The sequence below is a fragment of the Massilia sp. BGA-UO-ETr-WB1 genome, assembly GCF_059567845.1.
Genome location: NZ_JCAQOT010000026.1, coordinates 122,336 through 140,515, shown reverse-complemented (window position 1 = coordinate 140,515; position 18,180 = coordinate 122,336). Strand labels below are relative to the sequence as shown.

16 protein-coding genes are annotated in these 18,180 nt (G+C 65.1%); 13 read left to right on the top strand and 3 right to left on the bottom strand.

The features are described 5' to 3' along the window. Positions 1–8 precede the first annotated feature (8 nt). The 4 genes from AC56DV_RS23015 to AC56DV_RS23000 are packed head-to-tail and all read left to right on the top strand — an operon-like array spanning position 9 to position 4,714. Positions 9–1,490: a class I adenylate-forming enzyme family protein gene (locus AC56DV_RS23015; RefSeq protein WP_496316553.1), complete on the top strand. Its 1,482-nt coding sequence runs from the start codon at positions 9–11 to the stop codon at positions 1,488–1,490. Beyond that, the gene (locus AC56DV_RS23010; RefSeq protein ID WP_496316552.1) at positions 1,483–2,286 is read left to right on the top strand and encodes an SDR family oxidoreductase; all 804 of its coding nucleotides are present in this window, start codon (positions 1,483–1,485) and stop codon (positions 2,284–2,286) included. Before AC56DV_RS23015 ends, AC56DV_RS23010 begins: the two co-directional genes overlap by 8 nt. Positions 2,287–2,337: 51 nt before the next feature. After that, on the top strand, positions 2,338–3,039 hold the full coding sequence (locus AC56DV_RS23005; RefSeq protein ID WP_496316551.1) for an OmpW/AlkL family protein: 702 nt from the start codon (positions 2,338–2,340) through the stop codon (positions 3,037–3,039). A 10-nt stretch (positions 3,040–3,049) separates the two neighbouring features. Continuing rightward, a complete protein-coding gene (locus AC56DV_RS23000; RefSeq protein WP_496316550.1) occupies positions 3,050–4,714 on the top strand; it encodes a GMC oxidoreductase in 1,665 nt (554 codons plus the stop codon). Here AC56DV_RS23000 and sodB read toward each other — a convergent pair. Together sodB and AC56DV_RS22990 are read right to left on the bottom strand one after the other, a co-directional pair. Continuing rightward, positions 4,711–5,289, bottom strand: coding sequence for a superoxide dismutase [Fe] (sodB, locus tag AC56DV_RS22995; protein WP_496316549.1), 579 nt, complete (start codon positions 5,287–5,289; stop codon positions 4,711–4,713). The genes AC56DV_RS23000 and sodB overlap by 4 nt on opposite strands. Positions 5,290–5,413: 124 nt before the next feature. Further along, positions 5,414–6,427: a LacI family DNA-binding transcriptional regulator gene (locus AC56DV_RS22990; RefSeq protein ID WP_496316548.1), complete on the bottom strand. Its 1,014-nt coding sequence runs from the start codon at positions 6,425–6,427 to the stop codon at positions 5,414–5,416. Positions 6,428–6,638: 211 nt separating this feature from the next. Here AC56DV_RS22990 and AC56DV_RS22985 point away from each other — a divergent pair, with 211 nt between their 5' ends. The 3 genes from AC56DV_RS22985 (at position 6,639) to AC56DV_RS22975 (ending at position 11,675) form a co-directional block, all read left to right on the top strand. Continuing rightward, positions 6,639–7,973 carry a GH1 family beta-glucosidase gene (locus AC56DV_RS22985; protein WP_496316547.1) on the top strand — a complete coding sequence of 445 codons (1,335 nt, stop codon included), beginning with the start codon at positions 6,639–6,641 and terminating at the stop codon, positions 7,971–7,973. A 102-nt stretch (positions 7,974–8,075) separates the two neighbouring features. Continuing rightward, positions 8,076–10,544, top strand: a complete 2,469-nt coding sequence (locus AC56DV_RS22980) for a TonB-dependent receptor (RefSeq protein ID WP_496316546.1) — start codon at positions 8,076–8,078, stop codon at positions 10,542–10,544. Between the two features lie 78 nt (positions 10,545–10,622). Beyond that, positions 10,623–11,675: a glucokinase gene (locus AC56DV_RS22975; protein WP_496316545.1), complete on the top strand. Its 1,053-nt coding sequence runs from the start codon at positions 10,623–10,625 to the stop codon at positions 11,673–11,675. Here the strand turns inward: AC56DV_RS22975 and xseA are convergent. Further along, positions 11,653–13,017 (bottom strand): exodeoxyribonuclease VII large subunit, encoded by a 1,365-nt coding sequence (gene xseA / locus AC56DV_RS22970; RefSeq protein WP_496316544.1) that lies wholly within the window; start codon positions 13,015–13,017, stop codon positions 11,653–11,655. The genes AC56DV_RS22975 and xseA overlap by 23 nt on opposite strands. 1,117 nt (positions 13,018–14,134) lie before the next feature. On the opposite strand from xseA, the gene AC56DV_RS22965 reads away from it, so the two are divergent. From AC56DV_RS22965 to adk, 6 genes are all read left to right on the top strand, one after another. Next, positions 14,135–14,743: a MotA/TolQ/ExbB proton channel family protein gene (locus tag AC56DV_RS22965; RefSeq protein WP_496316543.1), complete on the top strand. Its 609-nt coding sequence runs from the start codon at positions 14,135–14,137 to the stop codon at positions 14,741–14,743. Positions 14,744–14,751: 8 nt separating this feature from the next. Continuing rightward, entirely contained in the window at positions 14,752–15,174 is a 423-nt protein-coding gene (locus tag AC56DV_RS22960) for an ExbD/TolR family protein (RefSeq protein WP_496316542.1), read from the top strand. A 91-nt stretch (positions 15,175–15,265) separates the two neighbouring features. Continuing rightward, complete coding sequence (gene lpxK, locus AC56DV_RS22955; protein WP_496316541.1) at positions 15,266–16,318, top strand: tetraacyldisaccharide 4'-kinase; 1,053 nt, start codon at positions 15,266–15,268, stop codon at positions 16,316–16,318. Further along, positions 16,299–16,475: a Trm112 family protein gene (locus tag AC56DV_RS22950; RefSeq protein WP_082219489.1), complete on the top strand. Its 177-nt coding sequence runs from the start codon at positions 16,299–16,301 to the stop codon at positions 16,473–16,475. Before lpxK ends, AC56DV_RS22950 begins: the two co-directional genes overlap by 20 nt. A gap of 11 nt (positions 16,476–16,486) precedes the next feature. Beyond that, positions 16,487–17,263, top strand: coding sequence for a 3-deoxy-manno-octulosonate cytidylyltransferase (gene kdsB, locus AC56DV_RS22945; protein ID WP_496316540.1), 777 nt, complete (start codon positions 16,487–16,489; stop codon positions 17,261–17,263). Between the two features lie 146 nt (positions 17,264–17,409). Continuing rightward, positions 17,410–18,066 carry an adenylate kinase gene (gene adk, locus AC56DV_RS22940; protein WP_496316539.1) on the top strand — a complete coding sequence of 219 codons (657 nt, stop codon included), beginning with the start codon at positions 17,410–17,412 and terminating at the stop codon, positions 18,064–18,066. Positions 18,067–18,180 lie beyond the last annotated feature (114 nt).

Below are 18,180 nucleotides of genomic sequence, written 5' to 3'. Positions count from 1 at the left end.
GAACCACAATGCGATTTTCCACACTTCCAGACCTGCGCGCGGCGCAGGCGCCGGCGGAGCCTTGCGTGGCCGATGCCGCGGGCAGCTTGTCCAACGCGCAATTCCGTGCCAGCGTGCTGGCCGCGGCCGGCTTGTTCGATGAACGCGGCATACGGCCCGGCGACGTGGTGGCCGTGATGCTGCCCAACCAGGTCGAGTTCGCGGTGGCGATGTTCGCTGCGTGGCGGCTGGGCGCGGCCATCACGCCGCTCAACCCCGGCCTGACGCGGCAGGAAGCACTGCATCAACTGGGCGACTCCGGCGCCAAACTGCTGGTCAACACCAACGGCGAATCGTTGAACGAGCGGATTCCCGCACTGCCGGTGGCGGTACTGTCCGGCGGAGCGCTGCAATCCGCGCAAGGCACGGCACTGCAGACGGCAGCGCCGGTCGACGACGCGTCCGCCCTGGCGCTGCTGATCTACACCAGCGGCACCACCGGCCTGCCCAAGGGTGTGATGCTGGACCATGCCAATATCGAAGCGATGGCCGACATGTCGCGCCAGGCCATGCAGATCACGGCGCAGGACCATTGCCTGCTGGTGCTGCCGCTGTTCCACGTGAACGGCATCGTCGCCAGCATCCTGACGCCGCTGCGCGCCGGCGGCCGCGTCACCATCCGGCCGCGCTTCGACATCGACACGTTCTTCGCCGATATCGAGCAGCTGCGGCCCACGTATTTTTCGGCCGTGCCGACCATCTACGCCATGCTCAACGCTTTGCCTGCCGATGTAAAACCGGACACCTCCAGCTTGCGTTACGGTGTGTGCGGCGCGGCGCCGGCGCCGGCCGAACTGCTGGCCAGCTTCGAGGCGCGCTACGGCTTTCCGCTGATCGAGGGATACGGCCTGTCGGAGGGCACCTGCGCCTCAACCATCAATCCGCTGGACGGCGTGCGCAAGGCCGGCACGGTGGGCTTGCCGCTGGCGGGCCAGCGCATCGCGATTGCCGATGCCGGCGGCCGCCACCTGCCCCAGGGCGAGACGGGCGAGGTGCTGGTGCAGGGGCCGACCGTCATGCGCGGCTACCTGGGCAAGCCGGAGGAAACCGCCAGGACCGTGGTTGACGGCTGGCTGCGTACCGGCGATCTCGGACGCATCGACGCCGACGGCTACCTGTCCATCGTCGGGCGGCTGAAGGAGATGATCATTCGCGGTGGGGAGAATATCTATCCCAAGGAGATCGAGGATGCATTGAGCGCCTTCCCCGCCGTGCTGGAGGCGGCGGTGATCGGCGCGCCGCACGGGACGCTGGGCGAAATCGTGGTCGCTTACGTGGCCTGCCGCCCCGGACAGGACGCCACGCCGGAGCAGCTGGACCTGCACTGCGCCACGCGGCTGACGCGCTACAAGCGGCCGGCGGCCATCCACGTCCTCGCCAGCCTGCCCAAGAACGCGGTTGGCAAGATCGACAAGCTGAAGCTGCGCGCGCTCTGGAATCAGCATGCCTGAGACGACTGCGGCTCCGCGGAACAGGCCTGCCATCTTCGTCACCGGCGCCGCGTCCGGGATCGGCCGGGCGTGCGCCGAGCTGTTTGCGCAGCGCGGCTGGTTCGTCGGCCTGTACGACCTGAACGCGGACGGAGTGGCCGCCATGGCCGCCACCATGGGCGCGGACAACGCAGTGAGCGGCGCACTCGATGTCGGCGACCCGGACGCATGGGAGCGAGCGCTGGCGCACTTCTGGACGCACAGCGGCCAGCGGCTCGACGTACTGCTCAACAACGCGGGAATACTGACGGCCGGCCGATTCGAGACCGTGCCACTGGCACGGCACCGCGCGATGCTGGACGTGAACGTGGCGAGCGTGGTCGCCGGTTGCCACAGCGCGTTCCGTTATCTGCAGCAAACGCCGGGCGCGCGCGTGATCAACATGGCCTCGGCCACGGCGATCTACGGCCAGCCCGAACTGGTGACTTACTCGGCCAGCAAGTTTGCCGTGCGCGGCTTCACCGAAGGACTGGACCTCGAATGGAGCCGCTTCGGCATCCGGGTGAGCGCCGTCTGGCCGAGTTTCGTGCGGACCGCGATGGCGACCGGCTTCGACCACATCGCCAGCGCGAAATCGCTCGGCATCCGCCTCACGCCGGCCGATGTCGCGGCCACGGTATGGCGCTGCGCGACAGCCCGGCGGCGCATCCACCAGACACATTGGATGGTGGGCGCGCAGACCGGTTTGCTGGCCTTCGGCACGCGCATCGCTCCCGCCCCGTTGACACGCTGGATTGTGCAGAGGCTGGCCCGGTAAGCAGGCAACGCGCGGCAACAATCAATATAAAAATTACACAAGGAGACACAAATGCAAGCGAAGCAATCGAAAAAACTCATTGCCGCCGCGTTGGCGGCTGCCTGGACGCTGTGCGGCGCGGCGCATGCCGAAGACCTCGACAATGCCGTCAGGGTCGGCTACGCCAAGATCCGTTTCAACCTGCAGTCCGGGGACCTGGCAGGGCCGCCGGGCACCACTCCGCCCGGCCTGAAGATCGACGCCAGGGACCAGGGCCTGCTGGCCATCAGCTACGAGCGGCGCCTGGCGCCCAATCTGGTGGCGCTGTTTCAGGGCGGCGTTCCGCCCACGCTGACCGCCATCGGCGCAGGCGTTGCGGCGCCGGTCGGCACCGTCGCCAAGGCGCGCATCTGGTTTCCGACGGCGCTGGTGCAATACACCTTTCCCGGCTTTCATGGCATCCGGCCGCACGCGGGCGTGGGCGTGGTGTACACCTTCTTCACCAACCAGGAGGTCAGCAACACCTACACCAGCCTGTTCCAGGGCAGCAGCAGCACGATCGAATTGAAGAGCGCCTGGTCGCCCTATGCGCGCCTGGGCTTTTCCTGCCCGATCGGCCGGCACTGGGCCGTCAGCATGGAGGCCGGCCTGTTCCGCCTGAGGACGTCGGCCTCGGTGATCACCCAGACACCGGGCTACGGCGCCATTCCGCGCAGCGTGGCGTTGCGCGACAAGCCGCAGGTATTCGGTTTAACCCTCGGCTACAAGTTCTGAGATGGACGACATGGCATCCCGCATCGATGCGGGCTTGGACTTCGACTGGCTGGTGATCGGCTCCGGCTTTGGCGGCAGCGTGTCGGCGCTGCGGCTCTCGGAGAAGGGCTACCGGGTTGGCGTGCTCGAACGCGGCAGGCGCTGGCGCGACGAGGATCTGCCGGGATCGGCTTGGCAGCTGCGCAAATTCCTGTGGGCGCCGGCCCTCGGTTTGCGCGGCGTCATGCGCATGAAGGTGTTCCGCCACGTGTTCTTCCCCAGCCAGTCCGGCGTCGGCGGCGGCAGCACTGTCTATGGCGGAGTGCTGTACCGCGCCCGCCCGGCATTTTTCGACAGCGCGCAATGGCGCGCCCTGGGCGACTGGCAAGGGCTGTTGCAGCCGCACTACGATACGGCCGAGCGCATGCTGGGCGTGCAGACCGTGCCGTTCGACTCCGTCAACCAGCAGCTGGCGCGCGAGATGGCGCGGCATTTCGGCGGCCAGGACCGGTTCGCCCGTTCCCCCACCGGAGTGTATTTCGGCGAACCGGGCAAGACGGTCCCGGACCCGTACTTTGGCGGCGAAGGCCCAGACCGGACCGGTTGCACCCGGTGCGGCGCCTGCATGGTGGGCTGCCGTACCGGCGCGGTCAATTCGCTGGTGAAGAACTATCTGTGGTTCGCCGAGAAGCGAGGCGCGCGGGTGCTGGCGGAGCGCGAGGTGGTCGACGTGCGCCCGCTGGGCGCGGCCGACGGCAGCGACGGCTACCGCGTAAGCACGCAGCGTCCCGGCGCCTGGTTCGCCAGGGACCGGCAGGTGCACACGGCGCGCGGCGTCGTGTTCGCCGGCGGAGCGCTGGGCACCAATGAACTGCTGGCCAATTGCAAGCTGGGCGGGGCGCTGCCCCGGCTGAGCGGCCGCCTGGGTGAACTGGTGCGCACCAACAGCGAGTCGGTCCTGAACGTGCGCCTGCCGAAAGACATGCGCACCTGGAACGACGTGACCGCCAGCAGCAGCGTGCACGTGGACCAGAACACCCACATCGAGTTGCTGACCTACGGCCGCAACGCCGATTTCATGAGCCTGATGTACACGGTGCTGGTCGGTAACGGCAGCCGCTTAACGCGGCCATTGAAGTGGCTGTGCCGCATCGCGGCGCATCCGCTGCAGTGGCTGCAGACCTTGTGGCCGGTGGGCTGGAGCCGGCGCATGGTGACACTGCTGGTGATGCAGACGCTGGACAACGCCATCGCATTGCGCCCCCGCAAGCGCTGGCTGGGGCGCGGCTACCGCCTGGTGACCGAGCAGAACCTCGACAAGCCCAATCCGGCCTACATCGACGTGGCGAACCGCGCCGCGCAGTGGCTGGCCCGGCGCACCGGCGGCATCGCCCAAAGCAATGTGCTGGAGGCGCTGGCCGACATTCCGACCACCGCCCACGTGCTGGGCGGCGCCGTGATCGGCGCGGACGCGGGCAGCGGGGTGATCGACCGCGATCTGCGGGTGTTCGGCTACCGGAACATGCTGGTGTGCGATGGCGCCGCCATGCCGGCCAACCCGGGCGTCAACCCGGCGCTGACCATCACGGCGCTGGCTGAATACGCCATGGCGCAGATACCGGAGGCGCAAGCTTCATCCGAAAAAAAACCTGCGCCGCAGCGCAGGTTGCCGGGGAAGCGGACGCCTCGCGATTAAGCGAAGTTGGCGGCCGCGAAGTCCCAGTTCACCAGGTTGAAGAAGTTCTCAACATACTTCGGACGCAGGTTGCGGGTGTCGATGTAGTAGGCGTGCTCCCACAGGTCGCAGGTCAGCAGCGCCTTGTTTTCGGTGGTCAGCGGGGTGGCGGCGTTGGAGGTGTTGACGATGTCCACGGTGCCGTCCGGCTTTTTCACCAGCCAGGTCCAGCTCGAACCGAAGTTGCCGATGCAGGACTTGGTGAATTCTTCCTTGAACTTGGCGAACGAACCCCATTTGGCGTTGATCGCGTCGGCCAGCGCGCCGGTAGGCTCGCCGCCGCCGTTTGGCTTCAGGCCGTTCCAGTAGAAGGTGTGGTTCCAGACCTGGGCCGAGTTGTTGAAGATGCCACCGGAGGACTTCTTGATGATCTCTTCCAGCGACAGGGCTTCGAATTCGGTGCCCTTGATCAGGTTGTTCAGGTTGGTGACATACGCTTGATGGTGCTTACCATAGTGGTATTCCAGCGTTTCTTGCGAGATGTGCGGCGCCAGGGCGTCCATTGCATACGGCAGAGGTGGCAGGGTATGTTCCATGTGTCTATCCTTTTGGTTAAGTCTGAAAAGTCATTTTTGCTGAAACGACCATCATTGTAATCCTTAGCGCGGCCAGGCGCTGTATTGCCCCCGGACGGTGTGGGGGCAAGGCCTTGCGGCGGCGTCAGCGGCGGCGCGTGGTCTCGCGCACCACCAGCTCCAGCGGCGGCACTTGCGCCTGCACCGGCTCGCCGTGGATCAGGCGCAGCAGCGCGTTGGTGGCCACCAGTCCCATGTCGTATAGCGGCTGGCGTATGGTCGTTAGCGGCGGCGTGGTATAGGAGGAGCCGGGCAGGTCGTCGAAGCCCACCAGCGAGACGTCGTCCGGCACCCGGATGCCCTTGCGGTACAGGCACAGGCGCACGCCGTAGGCGCTCTGGTCGTTGGCGGCGAACACGGCGGTGAACTGCTGGCCGGTGTCGAACAGGTGGTTGACCGCCAGCAAGCCGCTGTTTTCGTGGAAATTGCCCTCGACCATCAGTTTCGGGTCGACCGCGATGCCGGCCTCGCTCAGCGCGCGGCGGTAGCCTGCGGCGCGTTCCTCGGCGTCGATATTGTCGGCCGGGCCGGAAACGAAGGCGATGCGCCGGTGGCCCAGTTCGATCAGATGGCGCACCGCCATCCAGGCGCCGTACTCGTTGTCCTGCTTGAAGCCCAGCGCGGTGCGCGTGTTCAGGCTGCGCCCGGTGGAGACGATGGGGCGCTGGGCCGAGAACTGCAGCACGGTCTCGTCGGACATGCGGCCCGACAGCAGGATGATGCCGTCCACCTTGCGCGCCAGCAGCAGGCGGATGCGGTCCGCTTCCTCCTCGGCGTTCCAGTGGCCGGACACGATCACCGAGGCGTAGCCGGTGCCTTTCAGGCCGTCGTCCACGCCGCGCAGGGTTTCGTCGAAGTAGGGCGAGGAAATATCCTGCACCACGATGCCGATGGTCTGCGAGCGGCCGCGCTTCAGGCCCTGCGCCATCAGGTTGGGCGCGAACTGGGTGCGGGCGATGGCGGCCATGACGGCCTGGCGCTTGTCGTCGGACACCTTGGCGGTGCCGTTCAGGATGCGCGACACGGTGCTGGGCGACACCCCGGCTTCGCGCGCGACGTCCAGCAAAGTCGAAGGGGAGGTGTGATCGGTGTCGCTCAAGGTCGGTCCTGTCGTTGTTTTTTGAAATCCTTTTCAGGTACAGAATACCACAGTTTTTTGGCGCTCCAGCCCGCGTTTCCACTGGCGCACGGGCGGATTCGGCCCGCAAAAAAAGCATAGTTGTTCAAAATATTATGATTGACTTCGACTTTGCGCCGGTGTTAAATGCACACATCTTCTGAAAACGTTTTCACAGCCGCTACCACATCATATGACCACACCTGACGCAGTTCCAACCACCATGCCGGCCTTCCCGTCGAGCTTCACCTGGGGCGTGGCAACCAGCGCCTACCAGATCGAGGGCGGCGCCACCGCCGGCGGCCGTGGTCCATCCATCTGGGACACCTTTACCCACACGCCGGGCAAGATCACCGACGCCAGCACCGGCGACGTGGCGTGCGACCATTACCACCGCTATGCCGAAGACGTGGACATCATCGCGTCCCTGAACGTGGACGCCTACCGCTTCTCCGTCGCCTGGCCGCGCGTGCAGCCCGACGGCAGCGGCGGCTGGAACGAAGCCGGCTTCGATTTCTACTCGCGCCTGCTGGACAAGCTGGCCGAAAAAAACATCGCCGCCCACGTCACGCTGTACCACTGGGATTTGCCGCAAGCCCTGGAAGATAAAGGCGGCTGGCTGAACCGCGACACCGCCAAACACTTCGCCGTGTACGCCGCCGAAGTGGCGCGCCGCTTCGGCAACCGGGTGGCCACCATCGCCACCCACAACGAGCCATGGTGCACCGCCAACCTGGGCTATGGCATCGGCCAGTTCGCGCCCGGCATCGCCGACCCGGCCGCCGCCGTCAGCGCTTCGCACCAGCTGCTGCTGTCGCACGGCCTGGCCATGCAGGCCATGCGCGCGCAGAACGTGTCGGCCAAACTGGGCATCGTGCTGAACCAGTGGACCGCCAGCCCCGCCACCGATTCCGCCGCCGACATCAAGGCCGCCGAAGTGGAGTGGGCGCGCTCGGTGGAATGGTTCATGGACCCGATCTTCAAGGGCAGCTACCCGCAGCTGGCGCTGGACAACGTCGACTGCTCTTTGCTGTCGATTCATGAAAACGATTTCAAAGATATTTGCCAGCCGATCGACTTCCTGGGCGTGAATTACTACTTCCGCGCCTACGTCAGCACCGAGACGCCGCCGCGCACGCCGCCGTGCGAACTGGGCACGACCGACATGGGCTGGGAGATTTACCCGCAAGGCCTGAGCGAGCTGCTGATCAAGCTGCACGGGCAATACCAGCTGCCGCCGGTGTACATCACCGAGAACGGCATGGCCGTGGCCGACCAGTTGACCGGCGGCGCGGTCCACGACCAGCCGCGCATCGACTACCTGAAGATGCACCTGGCCGCGCTGCACCACGCCATGGAAGCGGGCGTGGACGTGCAGGGCTACTTCTACTGGAGCCTGCTCGACAACTTCGAGTGGAACTCCGGCTACCTGCGCCGTTTCGGCCTGGTCCACGTCGACTACGAGACTCAGCAGCGCACCCTGAAAGACAGTGCGCACTGGTACCGCAACTTCATCAAGGAGCAATGACATGAATTCGAGCTGAAGTCAGCTGGAGTCAGCTGAAGTGCGGTAGTAGCCGGTAGAGCTATGCAACACCATTAATATCAACGGACTAATAGAGGAAAGACAATGAAGAATTCGCACACCAAGGCGATGTGGAAACTCGCGCCACTCGCCCTCCTGACCGCCAACGCATTCGCACAGGAAGGCGCCGCAGCGGCGGCCGCCATGCCGGCGCCTGCCGCCGCTCCCGTGGAAGCGGCCGCCCCGGCGCGCAACGGCGAGATGGAAAAGATCATCGTCACCGCCACCCGCCGCAACACCTTCGTGCAGGAAACCCCGCTGGCGATCACCGCCTACAGCCAGGACACGCTGTCCAACAACCAGGTGAAAGACCTGGCCTCGCTCACCACCATGGTGCCCAGCCTGGTGGTGGAACAGCACGGCGACTCGGGCGGCGTGCACGTCTACATGCGCGGCGTCGGCTCGGCCAACCACACCGAGCTGGGCGACCCGGCCGTAGCCTTCTACATCGACGGCATCTACTCGCCGCGTCCGCAGGGCGCCACCGCGCTGATGTACGACCTGTCCCACGTCGAAGTGGCGCGCGGCCCGCAAGGCACGCTGAACGGCCGTAACTCCACCGCCGGCGCGGTCAACCTGGTGTCCGGCGCGCCCAGCACCGAGAAAGTGTTCGGCTCGGCCGGCGTCACCATCGGCGACTACCACCGCCTGCAGACGCAGGGCATGATCAACATCCCGCTGTCCGACGACATCGCGCTGCGCATCGCCGCCATCAAGGACAGCCATGACGGCACCGTGGACTTCCGCAAGGGCTCCAACGTGCTGCCCGGCGCGAAGAAATACGGCGCCGAAGACAAGATGGGCGCGCGCGCCTCGCTGCTGTGGCGCTTCACGCCGGACCTGAAAGCCACCGTCATCGCCGACTACTACAAGGACCAGGGCGCCGGCAACGTCTACCTGGCCGCCGAACCGGCCCCCGGCACCGAGCTGCGCTCGGCGCTGATCGACAGCCCGGGCAACCTGGACCAGTCCATCACCACCTTCAAGGGCAAGCTGAACTACCACCCGAGCGACGCGCTGGACTTGACCTACCTGGGCAGCTGGAGCCGCTACAAGCGCTCCAACGTGAACGACGCCGACGCCGGCCTGTTCCCCGGCTTCAAATCCGAAAACCGCACCGAGTGGGCCAAGTTCGACAGCTACTCGCATGAACTGCAGGCGCGCTCCGACAACGACGCGCCGTTCCAGTGGGTCGGCGGCGTATTCCTGTTCGGCGAGAAGAACAAGGTCCGCTTCGACATCGACCGCAGCCAGATTTCGCAAGCCACCGTGCAGCAGGACATCGCCGCCGGCAACGTCATCTTCGTGCGCCCGACCGTGGGCCAGTACGCATCGGCCATGTCCTTCATCCAGGGCAACCGCCAGCTGAAATCGAAAGCCGTGTTCGCGCAGGGCAGCCTGCAAGTGAACGACCAGCTGAAAGCCACCGTCGGCGCGCGCTACACCAAGGACCACAAGTTCGACATCGGCGGCCAGAACTGGGCCTGCCCGAACTGGCCGGCCAACGTCCCGCTGGGCACCACGGTGCTGACGCCGGACCAGCTCAGGCAGCTGGTCACCCCGGGCACCGGCACCATCAACACCCACAACATCGGCCCCGGCGGCGTGGTGAGCGCGGCCACCTGCGGCAATACCCCGGGCGACAACACCGCCGACCTGCGCTACGGCCAGGCCACCTGGCTGGGCCGCCTGGAATACAAGCTGCGTCCCGAGATCCTGCTGTACGGTTCCGTCACCACCGGCTTCCACTCGCCGGCCATCGGCGACGGCGGCGCCACCACCAAGCCGGAAAAGCTCACCAGCTATGAGCTGGGCATGAAGTCCGACCTGCTGGACCGCATGCTGACCCTGAACGTGGCTGCCTTCCACATGAAGTACAAGGACAAGCTGGAATCGCAAGTGGTGAACAGCGTGCTGGCCAACTTCAACGCGGCAGGCGCCACGGTGAACGGCGTGGAAGCGGAATGGACCTGGCGTCCGACCAAGGTGGACCGCCTGACCGGCAACGCCACCTGGCTCGACGCCACCTACGACAGCTTCATCTCCTGCGACGTGGACTCCGCGCGCGCCAAGGGCCTGTCCTGCGGCTCGACCGCGCCGAACGTGGACGTGGGCGGCAGCGTAATGAAGCACGCGCCGAAGTTCGCCACCACGCTGCAGTACGAGCATGACTTCGCCACCAGCAAAGGCCTGCTCACGCCGCGCATCTCGGCCCACTACGAAGGCGAAACCTTCGTCGGCGCCGGCGCCTTCAGCAACGACGTGCCCGGCCACGCCGGCGTGAAGAAGCAGAAAGCCTACTCCACGCTGGACCTGAGCCTGCGCTTCCAGCCGCTGAACAAGGCCTACACGGCGGAACTGTTCGTGCAAAACGCCACCGACCGCGACGTGAAGCTGGACGTGGTGGAGCTGTGCACCGACACCGGCATGCCATGCCAGCCTACCCAGCAGATCTACGGCGCGTTCTATAATGCGCCCCGTACGATAGGCGCGCGCGTGTCGATGAAGTTCTAAACCAACCCCGCAGGGCCGGGGCCGGGTTCCCAAGGGAATCCGGCCCCGGGTTGTGCCGTGGTGTTAGAGGTGGCAACCATGAAGATCGAGAACATCCCCCAGCATTCCCCCGCGTTCTTTGACGAGGACGACGGCGGCGGCGCGCGCTACGAGCGCCCCTGGCTGCTGGCCGACATCGGCGGCACCAACGCCCGCTTCGGCCTGCAGACCGCGGCCGGCCGCATCGACGCCATCTGGGTGGCCGAATGCGCCGCCTATCCCACCCTGGGCGCGGCCATTGTGCAGTACCTGTCGCAGCCCGCCACGGTGGCCGCCGGCGGCTACCAGGCGCGCCAGGCCGGCATCGCCATCGCCAACCCCATCGACGGCGACGCGGTGCGCATGACCAACCACCACTGGTCGTTTTCCATCGAAGCGATCTGCTCCCAATTCAGTTTGACCTCGCTGCACGTGGTGAACGACTTCGCCGCGCTGGCGCGCGCGGTGCCGTTCCTGTCGGCGCAGCACCGCGTGCAGGTCGGCGGCGGCGAAGCGCGGGCGCGCGGCGTCATCGGCCTGGTGGGCGCGGGCACGGGGCTGGGCGTATCGGGCCTGGTCCCGGCGGGCAAGGAATGGATAGCGCTGGACAGCGAAGGAGGGCACAGCACCTTCGCCGCCGTCAGCGAGCGCGAAATCCACATCCTGCGCAAGGCCAGCGAGCGCTATGGGCATGTGTCGGCCGAGCGCGTGGTGTCCGGTCCCGGCATCCGCCTGATTTACGAAGTGCTGGCCGAACGGGCCGGGGCCGCGCCGCAGGCGCTCGGCACGCAGGCCATCGATACGCCCGCCATCATCGAGCGCGGCCTGCGCGGCGAATGCCTGGTGTGCGTGGAGACGCTGGAAACCTTCTGCGAGATGCTGGGCACCATCGCGGGCAACGTCGCCATCACGCTGGGCGCGCGCGGCGGCATCTACATCGGCGGCGGCATCGTGCCGCGCCTGGGCGCGTTCTTCGAGCGCTCCGGCTTCCGCGCCCGGTTTGAACAGAAGGGGCGGCTGAGCAGCTACAACGCCCAGATCCCCACCTACGTGATTACCGCCGACTATCCGGCGCTGATCGGCATGTCCGTCATTCTGGCCGAGCTGGCGTAACGGCCGCGATCTCGACCTGCGCGCTGCCCTCGGCCAGCCGCACGGTCACGCTGTCGCGCGCGTGCAGCTGCGCCGGCGCGCGCAGGATGGCGCCGTCCTGGCCGGTGACGATGGCGTAGCCGCGTTCCAGCGTGCGCTGCGGATTGAGCATCTCCAGCTGCGCCGCCAGCGCATTGAGCGCGTCGCGCTTCTGCGCCTGCTGGTTGGCGATGCTGAGCGTAGCGCGCCGCTGCAAGCCCTCCAGCTGCCCCCTGAAGGTCCGCACGTCCGGCCGCAGCGCCGACCAGCGCGACTGCAATTTATCGAAACCCACGCGCGCGTAGGCCAGCGGGGCGCGGTTGGCGTGGGTCAGGGCGGTGGCGTGCGCCTGCAGCTTGGTGCGCTGCTGCGCGATCTGCGCCGCAGGACTGAGCAGGCGGCGCGTGTAGCCGTCCAGCGTCTGCGCCGCGTCGCCCAGCGCGCGCCGCATGGCGCGGCGCAAGTCGGCGGCGTCGGCGCGCAGGGAGGCCAGCCAGTCCGCGCGCGGCGTGGCGGCCAGTTCGGCGGCGGCGGTCGGCGTGGCCGCGCGCAGGTCGGCCGCGAAATCGGCGATGGTGAAATCGGTCTCGTGGCCGACCCCGGAAATCACCGGCACATTGCAGTTGGCCACCGCGTACGCCACCGCCTCGTCATTGAAAGCCCACAGGTCCTCGATGCTGCCGCCGCCCCGGCACACGATCAGGATCTCGCACTCGGCGCGCGCGGAAGCGGTATTGATGGCCGCCGCGATCTGCTCGGGCGCCTGCTGGCCCTGCACCAGGGTAGGGTAGAGCACCACCCGCACGTGCGGCGCGCGCCGCTTCAGGGCCGTCAGCACGTCGCGCAGGGCGGCGCCGGTGGGGCTGGTGACCACGCCGATGGTGCGGGCGAACATGGGCAGCGCGCGCTTGCGGTCCTGGTCGAACAGGCCGGCCGCGCCCAGGCGCTCCTTCATCCGCAAAAACGCCTCGAACAGCGCGCCCACGCCGGCGCGGCGGATCGCTTCCACGTTGATCTGATAGTCGCCGCGCGGGCCGTACAGGGTGACCAGCGCCCGCACTTCCACCTTGTCGCCCTCGCGCGGCACAAAGCCCGCGTATTGCGCGCGGCCGCGGAACATCACGGCCCGAACCTGGGCTGCATCGTCCTTCAGCGTGAAATACCAATGGCCGGAACTGGCGCGCGTGAAATTGGAAATTTCGCCAGATATCCACGTCAGGGGAAAACTGCGCTCCAGCAGCCGGCTGACCGCCTGGTTGAGTGCGCTGACCGTGATCACGGCTGCTTGCTGGTTACTGCTGTCGGGTGGAATGCTGGTAGTCATCGTTCAGGAAAGGGAAACTGTCCACAAAATCGCGCGGAGGTCATGCTTATGTCACACATCACAAATCAAGGCAAGTATTTTTTGTAAACACTTGATTTTAAAAGGTAAACTGGGTTGCTTCATTAACGTGCATTTCAGAAAAACCCTTATGGATCAAGTACTTTGCTGGCCGGGCTGCCGGTTACGCACAAAGTTATCCACATAAAATGTGCGGAACTTTTTGGTGGCAAAACGGCTTTTCTGTGGACAAGAACAAGCGTGCTAAAAATTTACGCATAGAAATATTTGCTTTATAAATCAAGTACTTGATGCCGTCCGGCCAAGCTTGCTCACAATTTTATCCACAGAAGATGTGCAGAACTCCCACTGCATACCAATTCCGGCTGGCCCCGGCCGGCGGCAAGCAGGCCTGCCGCCGGCGCTGTTTAAAATTTAGGCAGCATAAGTTAATTGTTACAAATCAATGACATAGATGCGAGCTCTCCGCCTTGCGCACAATCTTATCCACACATTGTGTGCAGAAGTGCACAGTTGTACACATGTCCGGCAGCAAGTGACTGGCGGTACCTGGTGTGGAATTTGCTGCCTGTTTTTTCATCGGCGCATGTTTTTCTTTTTAAATCATGAACTTAAGTATGAATCTTTGGCCTTGCTAACAATTTTGTCCACAGTTTTTGTGCAGAATGAAGAACTTGTCCCCAAACACCCTTGGAAAGATGGCTTTTGTGGTCAAGAACCATACAAAACCCAGCTGTTTCACCCGTATGCGAAATTTTTACGCATGGAAAGAAAATGCTTGCGAATCAAGGACTTTGCCACTCATCAATGTCCTTGCTAACAATCTTATCAACAGAATATGGGGAGAAGTGTGGACAGCCGTTCCGCCGTCCGCCGCCGCCGCGCTGCGCTTTTTTTGCGCATGGACGAATTTTTCTTATAAATCAAAGGCTTGGTGCTTTGCAAGGTGCCTTGCTAACAATCTTGTCCACAGAAAGTGTGCAGAATAGGGGATAAGCCCGCTTGCCCGGGAAATACTTGCCGATCAGGCCCCAACAAGATACATTGCGCGTCTAGGCATTCCTGCCTGCGCAGCCCCCCCCAAACACAGGAGTTCGTTTTGCTCGCCATCATTCAAGCCGCAGGCTGGCCCATCTGGCCTCTGCTGATCGCCTCCGTTGTCGCCACCGCCCTCATCATCGAACGCCTGCTGTTCCTGCGCCGCGCCAAGATCATTCCGCGCCAGCTGCTGGAGGAAGTGGTGGGCGTGTACCGCAGCGGCAAGATCACGCCCGACGTGATCCAGAAGCTCGAGCACAGCTCGCCGCTCGGCGTGGTGCTGTCGGCCGCGCTGCGCAATATCGACTCGCCGCGCGACGTGATGAAGGAAACCATCGAGGAGGCCGGCAGCGGCGTGGCCCACATGCTGGACCGCTTCCTGACCACGCTGGGCACCATCGCCACGCTGGCGCCGCTGATGGGCCTGTTCGGCACCGTGGTCGGCATGATCGAGATCTTCGGCGCGCAGAACGCCACCGGCACCAACCCCGCCCAGCTGGCGCACGGCATCTCGGTGGCGCTGTACAACACCGGCTTCGGCCTGGCCATCGCCATGCCCACGCTGGTGTTCTACCGCCATTTCCGCGCGCTGGTGGACAGCTTCATCATCGAGATGGAGCAGCAGGCCATCAAATTCGTCGACGTTGTGCACTGCTCGCGGAAGACCTGACCATGGGCATGAATTTCCGACGCGGCCAGCACCGCGAAGACCCGGAGATCAACCTGATCCCGTTCATCGACGTGCTGCTGGTGATCCTGATCTTCCTGATGGTGACCACCACCTACAGCAAGTTCACCGAGCTGCAGATCACGCTGCCGACCGCCGAAGCCGAGAAGGCGCACGAACGGCCCAACGAGATCAACGTGACGGTCGACGCCAAGGGCAACTACACGGTGAACAACGTGGCGGTATCGTTCCAGAACGTGGCCGGGCTGGCCGAATCGCTGAAGAGCGCGGCCAAGGACGCCAAGTCGCCGGTGGTCATCATCAACGCCGACCAGTTCGCCATGCACCAGATGGTGATCAACGTCATGGAAGCCGCGCGCCTGGCCGGCTACGACAAGCTCACCTTCGCCGCCCAGACCGGCACCACCAAATAAGAATCTGTGTTCCAGCCGGCCTGAGCCGCATTCGGGGTCAGACCCCGAATGCGGCTCAGGCCGTTAGGGCAGGGCTGCTAATTGAGTCTTTATGTCTAGAACTTCCTCGCTTGAATCGACGCTGACGCGCAATTGGCTGCGCAGGGGGCCGCTTGCTTGCGCGCTGTGGCCGCTGTCGCTGGTGTTTGGCGGGTTGTCGGGATTGCGCAGCGTACTGTTCCGGACCGGTGTGCTGAAGTCGGAGCGGTTGCCGGTGCCGGTGGTGGTGGTGGGGAATATTTTTATCGGCGGCACGGGCAAGACGCCGCTGACGATCTGGCTGGTGCAGGCTTTGCAGCAGGCCGGTTTCCGGCCGGGCGTGATTTCGCGCGGCTTCGGCAGCAAGGATAGCGCGCCGCGCCTGGTCACCGCCGCCTCCACGCCGCAGCAGGTGGGCGACGAGCCGCTGCTGATCGCCATGCGCACCGGCTGCCCGGTGATGGTGGGGCGCGACCGCGCGGCGGCGGGCAGGGCGTTGCTGGCGGCCGATCCGGCGGTGAACGTTCTCATCGCGGATGACGGCTTGCAGCACTACAAGCTGCAGCGCGACGTGGAGATTGTGCTGTTCGACGGCCGGGGCGTGGGCAATGGCTGGCTGCTGCCGGCCGGGCCGCTGCGCGAGAAGCCGTCGCGCCGGCGCGATGTGACGGTGGTGAATGCGCCGCAACTGCCGCCCGCGCTGGCCGCGAGCGTGGCCGCCGGCCCGGGCGCTGCGCCGGTGCAGATGCTGCTGGCCGGCGACGTTGCCGAGCGCCTGGCCGACCGCGGCGAGCGCCTGCCCCTGGCCGAGCTGGCGCAGCGCAAGCTGCGCATCGCGGCGGCGGCCGGCATCGGCAATCCGGCGCGCTTTTTCAACATGCTGCGCGGCGCCGGCCTGGACGTCATCGAGCTGCCTTTGCCCGACCATCACGATTTCCTCGACCGCCCCTTTGACGGCCTGGACGCCGACATCGTCTTGATGACCGAGAAGGATGCAGTAAAATGTGCCCAAATTGAAGAACTGAGGGACGACCCGCGCTTGTGGGTGGTTCCGGTGACAGCGCGCATCGATGCCGCGCTGGCCGAATACATTGTGGAGAAATGTCGTGGATGCTCGTCTGCTTGATATCCTGGTCTGCCCCGTTTGCAAGGGTCCGCTGGAGTACGATAAAAAAGCCCAGGAAATGATTTGCCGCGGCGACCGCCTGGCCTACCCGATCCGCGATGGCATTCCCATCATGTGGGCCGATGAGGCCCGTACGCTGCAGGATGCGGTGGAATAAGGGCTGAACCAGTGAGCTTCATCGTCATTATCCCGGCGCGCCTGGCCTCCACCCGCCTGCCGAACAAGCCGCTGGCCGACCTGGGCGGCAAGCCCATGGTGGTGCGCGTGGCCGAGCGGGCGGCGCAAGCCGGCGCCGAGGGGGCCAAACCGCGCATCATCGTCGCCACCGACCATGAAGATATCCGCGCCGCCTGCGAACGGCACGGCGTGGAGGTGTGCATGACGCGCGCCGACCATCCTTCCGGCACCGACCGCATCGCCGAAGTGGCGCGCGCGCTGGACCTGGCGCCGGACGCGGTGGTGGTCAACCTGCAGGGCGACGAGCCGCTGATCGATCCGTCGCTGCTGGCCGCCGCCGCCGCCCGCATCGGCACGGACGTGCCGATGTCCACCTGCGCCCATCCGCTGCACGACGCGGCGGACGCTTTCAACCCCAATGTGGTGAAAGTGGTGCTGGACAAGGCCGGCCGCGCGCTGTATTTCTCGCGCGCCACCATCCCTTGGCACCGCGACGCCTTCGCGCAGCGCGATGGCGCAGTGCCGGCCGCGCTGCCGGACGGTTACGTGCCGCTGCGCCATATCGGGCTGTACGCCTACCGCAACGATTTCCTGCAAGCCTATCCGCAGCTGGCCGTGTCGCCGCTGGAGTCGATCGAAGCGCTGGAGCAGTTGCGCGTGCTGTGGCACGGCTATCCGATCGCCGTCCATGTGACGGACTCGGCCCCGGCCGCCGGCGTCGATACCCCGGAAGACCTGGAACGCGTGCGCCTGCATTTCGCCAATTAGCCACTAAGCAAGCACTAAGTCATGCCAAATCGGCCACAAACTGGCGTCAGGCGGGCGTTTTGTGGTAAGTTTCGTGACGAAGGTAGACGAAGCGGCAGCATTTCCAACCATACCACCAGATTCTTATAATCGTTTTAGGACTTTTCATGCGTCTCATTCTGTTAGGAGCACCCGGTGCCGGCAAGGGCACCCAAGCGAATTTCATCAAGGAAAAATATAATATTCCGCAGATCTCCACTGGCGACATGCTGCGCGCGGCCATCAAGGCCGGCACGGAAATGGGCTTGGCCGCCAAAAAGGTCATGGACGCTGGCCAGCTGGTATCGGATGACATCATCATCGGCCTGGTGAAAGAGCGCCTGAAGGAATGCGACTGCGACAACGGCTACCTGTTCGACGGCTTCCCGCGCACCATCGCGCAGGCGGACGCCATGAAGGAAGCCGGCGTCAAAGTGGACTATGTGCTGGAAATCGCGGTGCCGGACGAGGCCATCATCGAGCGCATGAGCGGCCGCCGCTCGCACCCTGCCTCGGGCCGCGTGTACCACGTGAAATTCAACCCGCCTAAAGTCGAAGGCAAGGACGATGTCACCGGCGAAGACCTGGTGCAGCGCGACGACGACAAGGCCGAGACCGTGAAAAAGCGCCTGGATGTGTATCACAACCAGACCGAAGTGCTGCTGGGCTACTACAATACCTGGGCCCAGTCCGGTGACCCGGTAGCGCCGAAGTACCGCAAGATCGAAGGCATCGGCGCCGTGGAAGAAATCCGCGACCGCGCGTTCGCAGCCCTGTCGAACTAAGCTGCCGTTTCAGCAGCACCCCTCCGCAGGCGGACCACTCGGTCCGCCTCGTCGTTTCCGCCTGCCGTTTTGCACCAAAGTACAACATCCTTTTTGCCGCTGCCCTACTACACT

Coding starts and splice junctions, on each gene's coding strand:
- AC56DV_RS23015 (WP_496316553.1), top strand. CDS start 9: ATGCGATTTTCCACACTTCCAGACCTGCGCGCGGCGCAGGCGCCGGCG.
- AC56DV_RS23010 (WP_496316552.1), top strand. CDS start 1,483: ATGCCTGAGACGACTGCGGCTCCGCGGAACAGGCCTGCCATCTTCGTC.
- AC56DV_RS23005 (WP_496316551.1), top strand. CDS start 2,338: ATGCAAGCGAAGCAATCGAAAAAACTCATTGCCGCCGCGTTGGCGGCT.
- AC56DV_RS23000 (WP_496316550.1), top strand. CDS start 3,050: ATGGCATCCCGCATCGATGCGGGCTTGGACTTCGACTGGCTGGTGATC.
- sodB (WP_496316549.1), bottom strand. CDS start 5,289: ATGGAACATACCCTGCCACCTCTGCCGTATGCAATGGACGCCCTGGCG.
- AC56DV_RS22985 (WP_496316547.1), top strand. CDS start 6,639: ATGACCACACCTGACGCAGTTCCAACCACCATGCCGGCCTTCCCGTCG.
- AC56DV_RS22980 (WP_496316546.1), top strand. CDS start 8,076: ATGAAGAATTCGCACACCAAGGCGATGTGGAAACTCGCGCCACTCGCC.
- AC56DV_RS22975 (WP_496316545.1), top strand. CDS start 10,623: ATGAAGATCGAGAACATCCCCCAGCATTCCCCCGCGTTCTTTGACGAG.
- xseA (WP_496316544.1), bottom strand. CDS start 13,017: ATGACTACCAGCATTCCACCCGACAGCAGTAACCAGCAAGCAGCCGTG.
- AC56DV_RS22960 (WP_496316542.1), top strand. CDS start 14,752: ATGAATTTCCGACGCGGCCAGCACCGCGAAGACCCGGAGATCAACCTG.
- lpxK (WP_496316541.1), top strand. CDS start 15,266: ATGTCTAGAACTTCCTCGCTTGAATCGACGCTGACGCGCAATTGGCTG.
- adk (WP_496316539.1), top strand. CDS start 17,410: ATGCGTCTCATTCTGTTAGGAGCACCCGGTGCCGGCAAGGGCACCCAA.